The organism is Longimicrobium sp. (assembly GCF_036554565.1).
Lineage (GTDB): Bacteria > Gemmatimonadota > Gemmatimonadetes > Longimicrobiales > Longimicrobiaceae > Longimicrobium.
The window spans coordinates 1-10901 of sequence record NZ_DATBNB010000344.1 but is presented as its reverse complement, the minus strand read 5'-3'; the positions used below and the strand labels follow the sequence as shown (position 1 = coordinate 10901).

The following is a 10901-nucleotide window of genomic DNA, read 5'->3' as shown; positions in this document are numbered from 1 at the left end:
GCGTCGTGGGCCGCGGCGAGGCCCGCGGAAAACCCGAGCTCGTCCTCGCGCAGCCCCAGCAGCGCCTCGGGCGTCGTTCCCAGCGCGCGGGCCGCGGCGGCGTTGGCCATGGTGAAGCGGCCGGCCCGGTCCTTGGCGAAGATCAGGTTGGGCGAAGTGTCGATGACGGTGCGGAGGTACGCCTGCTGACGGCGCACCTCTTCTTCCGCGGCGTGGCGCGCCGTCACGTCGCGCGTGTTGACGACGATGCCCCCGATGGCTTCGTCGTCGAAGAGGTTGGTGGCCGTCGCTTCCAGGAGCCGCCACTGGCCGGCGCTGTCGATGCAGCGCACCCGGGTGCTCAGGGAGGCGCGGGGCTCGCTCACAAGGGTGCCCAACACGCGCTCCATGCCCGGGCGGTCGTCGGCGTGCACGCCCTCCAGCCCCAGCGTGCCGATCGATGCGTCGGGGTCGAACCCCATCACGCGGGCAATGGCCGGGCTCTGGTAGCGAACCCGCCCCTGGTGGTCGACGATGGTGATGATGTCGGACGAGTTCTCGATGAGCGCGCGGAAGCGCCGCTCGCTCTCGGCCAGGGCCTGCGCGGTGGCTTCGAGCTCCACGGCCTGCCCCGCCAGCTCGTCGGACTGGATCTCGAGCTCCACCGTCTGCTCCTGCAGCTGGTGGTTGCGCTCGGCGAGCTCGCGCGTCTTTTCCTCCTGGGCGGCCGTGTAGCGGCGCAGCAGCACGTGGGTTCCGGCGCCCAGGAGCACCGCGGTGACCATCGCCGCCCACAGGAGCCACTCGGTGCGGTCGCGGGACCGCTGCATGTGGATGCGCCGCTCGGCAAGGAGCACCGCCTGCCGCTGGCTCATCTTGCTGACGACGGCGCGAATGCTGTCCATCGTCGCCTTGCCGCGCCCGGACCGAAGTGCCGCATCGGCCGCCGCCGGCCCCCGCGCGCGCCGGATCTCGATGTTTTGGTCGTTGAGCGCGAGCCTGCGCTCCACCAGCGCAGGCAGCGCCGCCAGCGTCGCGCGCTGCTCCGGGTCCTGCACCCAGCCGTTCAGTTCGGCGAAGAACCCGCCCACCTCCGTGCGCACCCCCTGGTACGGTTCCAGGTAGCGCGGGTCGCCGGCAACGATGAAGCCGCGTTCGGCGGTTTCGGCGTCGACCAGGCGCGAGAGCAGGCGGTTGAGCGACAGGTCCACCCGATACGTCCGCTCCACCTCGGTTCCCCACGACAGCGTCCGCGCGTGCTGCGAGGCGATGACCGCGATGAGGGCGAGCGTGACCACCGCGGGCCCCAGGGATACGGCAGCCTTCCAGGCGCGGAGCTGCACGGTGCGGTTCATGGGCGGGCAGCGCTGGTGGGGTTTTCTCATAGGAGGGGACGAGGGCCCCGCCCGGAATTGCAGTGTTTCGCAAAACCCGGACCTTTTACATACCTGTTATGAGAGGATTTCGCTGCGTTGTCACAGGTAGTTTCCTTTCAGGACCAGTATGAAGAACAGTGAAAAAGTTCGGTTTCTACGCCGAGGCCCGAAGCGGGCTTCGTGGTGTTCCCCGCAACTCCCGGCTGGCATCGGCGGGCACCGGCGGGCGCGCCGCGATGCGCCAAAATTAGTGGGATTGGCACAGGACGTCGGGGCGCGGCTCCCGGCTCGCGCCCCATTACGAGTGACATGATGAACGGTTCAGCGGGGACGTGGCGCCGCGTGCGCGCCTTCATCCGGTTTCCGCCAGGAGCTTCCGTCCTGTTCGCCGGGGCCGCAACCCGGTTCACGCTCGAAATCGGCGACACGGCGCTCGTGCGTCTTTCGCGATGACGTGCTGCGCTGCACGTTGTACGAGGGCCTGTCGTCGCCCGGACATCCACCCGCGCCGCTCCGCTCCCCAACCCCCGCTCTCCCATGCCTCGATTCTCGCGAAGTTTCCGCGCGCTGGCGCTCTGCGCGTTCCTCGCCGCGCCGGTCACCACGCTTGCGCAGGCCGTCGCCGCCTCCGCCCCGGTGGTGGACCCCTCGCTGGCCGGGGTGGATTCCATGCTCGCGGCCGCCTATCCCGCCGGCGGGCCGGGCGCGGCGGTGATCGTGGCTCGCGGCGACCGCGTGCTGATGCGCAAGGCGTACGGAATGGCCGACATCGAGCTCGGTGTGCCCATGCGCCCGGAGCACGTCTTCCGGCTGGGATCCATCACCAAGCAGTTCACCGCCGTCGCCACGCTCATGCTGGCCGACGATGGAAAGCTCTCGCTGGACGACGACATCACCAGGTTCTTTCCGGACTACCCCACGCACGGCCGGCGCATCACCGTCGAGCACCTGCTGACCCACACGTCCGGCATCCGCAGCTACACGTCCATCCCCGAGTGGCGGGCGAAGGTGCGCACCGACGTTACGCCGGCCGAGCTCATCGCCGCGTTCCGCGACCAGCCGATGGACTTTGCCCCCGGCGAGGACTGGCGCTACAACAACTCGGGATACGCGCTGCTGGGCGCCCTCATCGAACAGGTCAGCGGGCAGGGCTACGCCGACTTCCTGCGCACCCGCCTGTTCGAGCCGCTGGGGATGACGAACACGCGCGTGGAAACGCAGACGGCCATCATCCCCCGGCGGGTGCGGGGCTACCAGGTGGGGCAGGGGCGCGCCATCACCAACTCCGAGTACCTGAGCCTCACGCATCCCTACTCGGCGGGCGCGCTGGTGTCGACGGTGGACGACATGCTGCGCTGGGGGCAGTCGATCGAGGCGGAGCATTTCCTGAAGCCCGAGACCTGGCGGCGCGCGCTCACGGCCTTCGCGCTGCCGGCCGGGCGGGGGAGCGGCTACGGCTACGGCTGGTTCCTGTCGCGGGTGGCGGGCGAGCCGTCGGTGGAGCACGGCGGCGACATCAACGGGTTCAGCACGCATGGGATGTTCATTCCGTCGCAGCGCCTGCACGTGTACGTGCTCAGCAACGCGGAGCGGAACTTCGCCAATCCCGAGACTTTCGCCGTGCGGATCGCCGAGCGCCTGATGGGCAGGGCGGCTCCGGCGTTCGTCACGCTTCCCGCGGCGGAGCTGGACGGGTACGTGGGCGTGTACCGGGTGACGGAGGATGAGCGGCGGGTGGTGACGCGCGACGGGGAGCGGATGTTCCTGCAGCGCGGCCGCGGCGGCACGCGGCAGGAGATTCGCGCCCTGGGGAGCAACGAGTTCATCAATCCCAACACCGGCACGCGGTTCACCTTCCTGCGCGAGGGTGGGCGGGTGACGGGGCTACTCGTGCGCGGGCGGATCGGTCCGGAAGAACCGGTCTCCCCCCGGACCAACGAGTCGCCCGCCGACGCCCTGGCGCCCCTCGCGCCCCGCGTGGCGGTGCCCGCGGCGGTGCTGGACCGCTACGCCGGCGAATACCAGCTCGCCCCCAACTTCGTCATCACCATCCGCCGCGAGGGCGACGGGCTGAAGGGGCGCGCCACGGGGCAGGGCGACATCACGCTGGTTGCGCAGACGGAAACCCGCTTTGCCGCACAGGAGGTGCAGGCGACGGTGGAGTTCGAGCGCGACGCATCCGGCGCGGTCACCCGGCTGATCCTGACGCAGGGCGGACGCACGCTGCCGGCACCGAAGATCAAGTAGGTCTCCGGGGGCCCGGCAGTAGCCCCGGTGAGCCAGGCGCCGTCGGGCCCCAAGCCTCGCCGGGCGAATGAATTCGCTGCAACAAACACACGAAGTCCGCCTTCGCGGACTGGCTTGTCGGGGTGTGGGTTATGATGTGTGGCGCGCCCATCTCCGGCGGGGGCGAGATGATTCGAGTGCAACGACACAGGGGTTGGGGATGGGATGAGTGGGACGGCGGCGGTGTTTCTGGACAAGGACGGCACGCTCGTGGACGACGTGCCGTACAACGTCGATCCGGCGCTCATCCGGCTCACGCGCGGGGCGGGGGAGGGGCTGCGGGTGCTGCGCGATGCGGGCTTCCGCCTGTTCGTCGTTTCCAACCAGTCGGGGGTGGCGCGCGGGTTCTTTTCCGAGGAGGCGCTTGGGCCCGTGGAGGCGCGGCTTCGCGAGCTTCTGCGGGTCGAGGGAGTGGCGATCGAGGCGTTCCGCTGGTGTCCGCACCATCCCCAGGGCGCGGTCGAGCGCTACCGCATCGCCTGCGACTGCCGCAAGCCGCGCCCGGGAATGATCACCTCGCTCGCGGCGGAGCACGGCATCGACCTCGCCCGCTCCTGGATGGTTGGCGACACCCCCGCCGACGTCGAAGCAGGCCGGTTTGCGGGCTGCCGCACCATCCTGGTCGGCGGCCAAGCGGATGCGGATTCGGATCTCAGGCCTGACCACGTGGTCATAGACCTGGCGGAGGCCGGACGGATCATCGTGGCCGAGCAGCCAGGGGCGGGTCAGGCCCCGATCGAGATGCGCTGAACGCCTACGAACGTCATCGGCTCAGCTTCTCCACCATCTACCTCCAAGCACAATCCGACGGCCTCCTTCACACGCGCCATCAAGTCGTCCAGTGACCTGGCTTGCGTGTGACAGCCGCGCAGCGCCGGCACGGAGGCCACGTAGCATCCCTCCTTGTCACGCTCGATGACCACCGCGAACTCTCGGTTCATCCTGGTAGCGCCTCTGCGTGCGACATCATCCACGCCTCGGCTTCGGCGGCGGGGAGCGGGGGCGAAAAGGCGTAGCCCTGCAGGTGGGTGCAGCCGGCGGCGCGCAGGTCGTCGGCCTGCTCGCGCGACTCGATCCCCTCCGCGGTCGTGCCCTCCAGCCCCAGGCTGCCGGCCAGCGACACGATGGCGCCCACGATGGCCCGGCTCTCGGGCCGCTCGCGCAGCGACGCCACGAACGAGCGGTCGATCTTCAGCGCGTCCACGGCAAAGCGCGACAGGTAGCTGAGGCTGGAGTAGCCCGTGCCGAAGTCGTCAAGGTCCACCCGCACCCCCAGCGCCTTTACCTGCCGCAGCGCCGAGTCGGCCGCCACGTTGTCGATCAGCACGCTCTCCGTCACCTCCAGCCGCAGCGCTCCGGCGGGCACGCAGGCCTCGCTGAGTGCCGACTGCACCTGTTCCACCATCCCCGGGTGGTCGAAGTCGCTCCCCGACACGTTCACGCTCACGAACAGCTCCGGAAAGCGCTCGCGCCACAGGCAAAGCTGCCGCAGCGCGTCGCCCATCACCCAGCGGTCGATCTGGATCATCAGCCCGCTGTCTTCGGCAATGGGCAGGAACGCCGCGGGACCCAGCAGCCCGCGCTCCGGGTGCTGCCAGCGCACCAGGGCCTCCCATCCCACCAGCGCTTCGTTCTCGGCAGACACGATGGGCTGGTAGAAGGTGCGGAACTCGTACCGGTCCAGCGCCCGGCGGAGGGCGTTCTCCGTTTCCAGCAGCCCCATCGCGTCGGCGTGCATGGTGGGCGAGAAGATGGCGAACCCGCCGCGTCCGCGCGCCTTGGTGCTGTACATGGCGATGTCGGCGTCGCGCAGCACCTCGTCTGGCCCCGCGTATCCCTCGTGCAGCAGCGCCACGCCCATGCTGGCGCTGGGGGTGATCTCGGCGCCGTCCACGGTGGCGGGCGTGGAGATGGCGGCCTGCAGCCGCGAGGCGATGCCCATCACCTGTCCCTCGCTGCGCGCCGATTGCACCAGCAGCGCGAACTCGTCGCCCCCCAGCCGGGCCGGGGTGTCTTCCGGCCGGGCAACGGCCTGGATGCGGCGCGCCACCTCCTGCAGCAGCCGGTCGCCCGCGGCGTGCCCCAGGCTGTCGTTCACGCGCTTGAAGCGGTCCAGGTCCAGGAACAGCAGCGCGCACACGGCGTCGCCGGCCTCCTCGGTCCGCGCCAGGGCATGCCCCAGCCGGTCCAGCAGCAGGGTGCGGTTGGGCAGCCCCGTCAGGGCGTCGTACAGCGCCAGCTGCCGCAGCTCGGCCTCCATCCGCCGCTGCTCGGTGACGTCGCGCGTGTAGGTGAGCACGTACGGAGGCTGCCCGGGCCCGGCCGTGTTGCGCGAGAACACCTCCACCGTGCGCCACGATCCGTCCTTGTGCCCCAGCCGGAACTCGGTGCGCGCGGTGGCGCCGGGCTCCCGCATCTCGCCCGCGTAGATGCGGCGGACGAAGTCCTGGTCCTCGGGATGAACGAACAGGGCCCCGCGCCGGCCCACCATCTCGTCGGGCGTATAGCCCAGCATCCGCTCCACCGAGGGGCTGATGTACTGGATGACGCGTTCCGCATCCTGCACGTGGACGATGTCCCACGAGTGCTCGGTGAGCAGGCGGAAGCGCTCTTCCGCGTTCCGCACCTCCATCTCGGCGGCCTTCTGCGCGCTGACGTCCAGCACCAGCCCCTCGAGCGCGACCAGCGCCCCGTCGGCCGACCAGATGCCCTGGCCCTGCTCCCACACCCACTTCTCGCCGCCCCGCGTAAGCATGCGATAGGTGGACTGGAATCGCCGGCGTGCGGCCAGGCCTTCCTGCACGTCGGCCCACACCCGGTCGCGGTCGTCGGGGTGGATCAGGCTGGCGTAGGTGACCCGCTCCTCCAGCAGGTCCGACGGCGGATACCCGGTCAGCGCCTCGAAGCCCTCGCTGAGCAGCTCCGTGGGCCAGGTGGGCTCGTTGCGGCAGCGGTACGCGAAGCCGGGGAGGTTGTCGAGCACGGTCCGGAAGGCCCGCTCGGTCTCCTTGAGCGCGTCTTCGGTGGATGGGGCAGCCCGCGGCGGGCGCTCTGGAGCCGTCACTGCACCTCTGGGTATGGCGATGGAGACCTGTTGCACGGTCGTGACGGCGCAAAATGCGCACCCCTTCCGGGGATTTCCACCCGGCGGGGCGCGGCGTGCGCTTGACGCAACCGGCGCCCCCCGACGATGATACCCCGAATCGCCCGGTTCACCCCCACGGCCCCACCGAATTGAGCACCCAACCCGCCCCCGCGTCCAGGCCGTTCTCCATCATGCCCCCGCCCCCGCCGCCGGTTCCCCTGCCGGTGCGGGCGCGGTCGTTCGCGCTGGTGGGAACGTTCACCGCCTCGGTGTTCCTCAGCGCGTTCCTGCTGTTCCTGGTGCAGCCCATGTTCGGCAAGATGGTGCTTCCCCTGCTGGGCGGCTCGCCCGCGGTGTGGAACACCTGCATGCTGTTCTTTCAGGCCGCGCTGCTGGGCGGGTACCTGTACGCGCACCTGAGCACGCAGAAGCTGGGGGTGCGCGCCCAGGTGGGGTTGCACGTGGGGCTGCTGGCGGTAACGGCGCTGCTGCTCCCCATCAGCGTGGCGGGGCGCTCGCCGGAGGGGAGCGACGCGCCCATCCCCTGGCTGCTGGGGACCATGCTGCTCACCGTGGGCCCGCCCTTCTTCGTGCTGGCGGGCACGGGGCCGCTGCTCCAGCGCTGGTTCGCGCACAGCGGCCACCGGAACGCGGCCGATCCCTATCCGCTGTACGCGGCCAGCAACCTGGGGAGCATGCTGTCGCTGTTCGCGTACCCCGCGCTGATGGAGCCGCGGATGCGCCTGGCGGGGCAGAGCGCGGCGTGGGCCATGGGCTTCGGCGCCCTCGCCCTGCTGATCGCCGGCGCGGCCGCCTGGGTGTGGCGCCCCGTCCCGCCATCGGCCGAACGTGCCGACGCGGTCCCGGCCGACGCTCCCGCACTGTCGCACTCACGCACGTCCGTCCCGTGGCGCGAACGGGGGATCTGGACGTTCCTGGCGTTCGTGCCGTCCGCCATGCTGCTGGCGCTGACCACGTACATCACCACCGACCTCAGCCCGGTGCCCCTGCTGTGGGTGCTGCCCCTCGCCCTGTACCTGCTGACCTTCACGCTGGCGTTCGCACGGAGGCCGCCGCTGCCGCACGAGCACATGCTGTGGCTTCAGCCGCCCGTGCTGATGGTGGTGGTGCTGCTGCTGCTCAGCGGTTTCGTGGAAGAAGCCGTCGCCGCCATCCCGGTGCACCTGGCGGGGCTGTTCGTCACGGGGATGGTGTGCCACGGCGAGCTGGCGCGCCGCCGGCCGGCCGTGCGGCACCTCACGGAGTTCTACCTGTGGATCTCGGTGGGCGGGGTGCTGGGGGGCATCTTCAACGTGCTGGTCGCCCCCGTCGTGTTCAACAACGTCTACGAGTACGCGCTTTCCATCGGCCTGGCGTGCCTGGCGCGCCCCTGGCCGCAGGAGCGGCGGGGGTGGAGGGGACAGGCGATGATGGCGGTGCGCACGGTGGCGGTTACGGCCGCGCTGCTGTACATCGGCGCCAACTCCAAGGACATGAACCCCGGCCTGCTGATGGCCTCCGCCGCGGCGCTGATGCTGCTGCTGACGCTGGCGCTGGCCCGCACGCCGCTCTGGCTGGCGCTGTGCCTGGGCACGGTGATGATGTACTCCACGGTGAAGGCCATCCGCGAGCCGGGGGTGCTGCTGGCGGAGCGCTCCTTCTACGGGCGCTTCAAGGTGGTGGAGTTCGGCATCATCGAGCGCTTTCACGTGCTGCGGCACGGCTCCACGCTGCACGGCGCGCAGAGCCTCAGGAATCCGCGCGACCCCATCACCTACTACCTGCCGCACGGGCCGGTGGGGCAGATCTTTGCCGCCACGGCTCCGCGTGCGGGGCGGCGGAAGGTGGCGGTCGTGGGGCTGGGGACGGGCACCACCGCGGCGTACGCCAGGGCGGGCGAGGAGTGGACGTTCTACGAGATCGATCCGCACGTGGTACGGATGGCCACGGACCGCCGCTACTTCACCTACCTGCCGGACTCGCCGGCGAAGACGCGCATCGAGCTGGGCGACGCACGCCTGTCGCTGGCGCGCGCGAGCGAGCCGAAGTACGACATGATCGTGCTGGACGCGTTCAGCAGCGATGCCATTCCCGTGCACCTGCTGACGCGCGAGGCGATGGGCACGTACCTGGACCGCCTGGCGCCGGGCGGGGTGATCGCCATCCACATCAGCAACCGCTACCTGGATCTTGAGCCGGTGGTGGCGGCGCTGGTGCGCGAGCGGGGGCTGGCCGCGCGGGTGAGCAGCGGGCCGGATGGAAAGCGGAAGCGGTACGAGTCCATCGCCACGTGGATCACGGTGGCGCGCACGGAGGAAGACCTGGTGATCGTCGCGGCGGACCGTCGCTGGAAGCCGCTCACGGACCGCCGCGTGCCGCCGTGGACGGATGATTACTCGAGCTTGTTGAGCGTGTTCGAGTGGTAGGGAAGTGCGGGAGTGCGTTAGTGCGTTAGTGCGGGAGTGCGGGAGTGCGGGAGTAGATAGAGGTCGATCGAGGTTCGACGGGGTTCGTCGCATGCCGCGGGAGCCCCCTCCCCCCGGCCCCCGTCCCCCGCTGCGCAGGGGAGGGGGAGACCTGAACTGCGCTTCCGCCGGCCCTGCGCACTCGGCTTCGCGTGCAGTCCGCGAAGGCGGACTTTGTGATTTTCCAGCTGCGGTTTCAACCGCCGGGACAAAGGCTGAGGACCGCACATCGGTAACCGCCGCCGCGCCGGGCTGGTTCGACGCGGTTCGGCGCATGCCTCGGGAGCCCCCTCCCGCCGACCCCCTGCCCCCGCTTCGCAGGCGCTTCGCAGGGGAGGGGGAGACCTGAACTGCGCTTCCGCCGGCCCTGCGCACACGACTGCGCGTGCAGTCCGCGAAGGCGGATTTTGGGCCGTGGTTGCCGCGACTTCAGTCGCCCCAGCAGGGCCGAGGCCGCACCGGAAAACAGAAGTGTATCCCCTCTCCCGCGCTGTTCGTGGGAGAGGGTGGACGAGCATAGGCGAGGACGGGTGAGGGTTCCAGCTGAGCCGGCGCAACGCCGTCTGGTTCTGCGGCGCCTCGTCGGGATCGGCGTGAGGCGATATGTTGGGCGCGCTGAACGGTTCACCTGATCGCCGAGCCCGTGCCGAACGCAGTGCCATCACCGATGTCTGAGCGCCACGACGCCGACGCCGTCGAGGCGACGCCCGAACTGGAGGGCGGCATCGCGGCCGTCCACACCGGCCCGCCCAACGCCCGCGGCCGATGGCTGACGCCGGGGATGCGCTACATGGCGGCGGGCGCGTTCTTCTTCAGCGTGATGAGCCTGCTGGTGAAGCACGTCGGCCAAGCCCTGCCGAGCCAGGAACTGGTGCTGGCCCGCTCGATCGTCACCGCCACCCTGAGCGCCTGGGGCGTTTACCACGCGCGCGTGTCGCCTTGGGGAACCCAGCGCAAAACGCTGGTGTTTCGCGGGATCGCAGGGTTTCTGGCGCTCTCGTGCTTCTACCACACGCTGACGAATCTGCCCATCGCCGACGCGACCGTCATCCAGTACACGAATCCCGTGTACGCGGGGCTCCTGGCGGTTCCCCTGCTGGGCGAGAAGCTTCGGCGGCGCGAGGTGCTTTCGGTGTTGGGAAGCATCGTGGGCGTGCTGCTGGTCACCCAGCCGTCGTTCCTGTTCAGCGGGTCGCCGCACGCGCTGCCCCCCATTTCCGTCGTCATCGGCCTGCTCGGAGCGATGTGCAGCGCTACGGCGTACATCACGGTACGCAAGCTGGGAGCGACGGAACACCCGGCCGTCATCGTCGGCTACTTCTCGCTGGTTTCCATCATCGGTTCCATCCCCGTTGCCCTGCAGCACTGGATCTGGCCTACATCCATGCAGTGGCTCGTGCTGCTGGCCATCGGGGTGAGCACGCAGCTGGGGCAGATCGCCATCACCCATGGGCTGCGGCTGGAGCGCGCCGGCACCGCGACGGCCACGGCCTACCTGCAGATCGTCTTCGCGGCGATGTGGGGCGTCCTCTTCTTCGCCGAGATCCCCGACGCCGGCACCATCCTTGGTTCCCTGGTGATCATCGCGAGCACCCTGGCCCTCACCCCGAGGGGGCGTCCCACCCCGGAACCCTGACCACAACGGGCGCGCCGCCCGGTTCCATCCCACCCACCCCGCACACTGCAGGCTCTCGACGCGCAAACGAATTC

General features: G+C 70.1%; 7 protein-coding genes. 4 read left to right on the top strand and 3 right to left on the bottom strand.

The features are described from left to right. Positions 1-1334 (bottom strand): CHASE3 domain-containing protein (locus VIB55_RS09680; RefSeq protein WP_331876446.1); only part of this gene is annotated, 1334 nt, incomplete at its 3' end. A gap of 558 nt (positions 1335-1892) precedes the next feature. On the opposite strand from VIB55_RS09680, the gene VIB55_RS09675 reads away from it, so the two are divergent. After that, the gene (locus VIB55_RS09675; RefSeq protein WP_331876445.1) at positions 1893-3602 is read left to right on the top strand and encodes a serine hydrolase; all 1710 of its coding nucleotides are present in this window, start codon (positions 1893-1895) and stop codon (positions 3600-3602) included. 204 nt (positions 3603-3806) lie between these two features. Further along, positions 3807-4391, top strand: a complete 585-nt coding sequence (locus VIB55_RS09670) for an HAD family hydrolase (protein ID WP_331876444.1) — start codon at positions 3807-3809, stop codon at positions 4389-4391. Here VIB55_RS09670 and VIB55_RS25470 read toward each other — a convergent pair. Both VIB55_RS25470 and VIB55_RS09665 read right to left on the bottom strand, forming a co-directional pair. Then, positions 4367-4582 carry a type II toxin-antitoxin system HicB family antitoxin gene (locus tag VIB55_RS25470; protein WP_349263009.1) on the bottom strand — a complete coding sequence of 72 codons (216 nt, stop codon included), beginning with the start codon at positions 4580-4582 and terminating at the stop codon, positions 4367-4369. The two genes, VIB55_RS09670 and VIB55_RS25470, sit on opposite strands and share 25 nt — an antisense overlap. Continuing rightward, a complete protein-coding gene (locus VIB55_RS09665; RefSeq protein ID WP_331876443.1) occupies positions 4579-6705 on the bottom strand; it encodes a putative bifunctional diguanylate cyclase/phosphodiesterase in 2127 nt (708 codons plus the stop codon). The genes VIB55_RS25470 and VIB55_RS09665 overlap by 4 nt, the downstream gene beginning before the upstream one ends. 170 nt (positions 6706-6875) lie before the next feature. Here VIB55_RS09665 and VIB55_RS09660 point away from each other — a divergent pair, with 170 nt between their 5' ends. Together VIB55_RS09660 and VIB55_RS09655 are read left to right on the top strand one after the other, a co-directional pair. Beyond that, positions 6876-9152 carry a fused MFS/spermidine synthase gene (locus tag VIB55_RS09660; RefSeq protein ID WP_331876442.1) on the top strand — a complete coding sequence of 759 codons (2277 nt, stop codon included), beginning with the start codon at positions 6876-6878 and terminating at the stop codon, positions 9150-9152. 706 nt (positions 9153-9858) lie between these two features. After that, a complete protein-coding gene (locus VIB55_RS09655) occupies positions 9859-10827 on the top strand; it encodes a DMT family transporter (RefSeq protein WP_331876441.1) in 969 nt (322 codons plus the stop codon). Positions 10828-10901: the final 74 nt, after the last annotated feature.

Coding starts and splice junctions, on each gene's coding strand:
- VIB55_RS09675 (WP_331876445.1), top strand. CDS start 1,893: ATGCCTCGATTCTCGCGAAGTTTCCGCGCGCTGGCGCTCTGCGCGTTC.
- VIB55_RS09670 (WP_331876444.1), top strand. CDS start 3,807: ATGAGTGGGACGGCGGCGGTGTTTCTGGACAAGGACGGCACGCTCGTG.
- VIB55_RS25470 (WP_349263009.1), bottom strand. CDS start 4,582: ATGAACCGAGAGTTCGCGGTGGTCATCGAGCGTGACAAGGAGGGATGC.
- VIB55_RS09655 (WP_331876441.1), top strand. CDS start 9,859: ATGTCTGAGCGCCACGACGCCGACGCCGTCGAGGCGACGCCCGAACTG.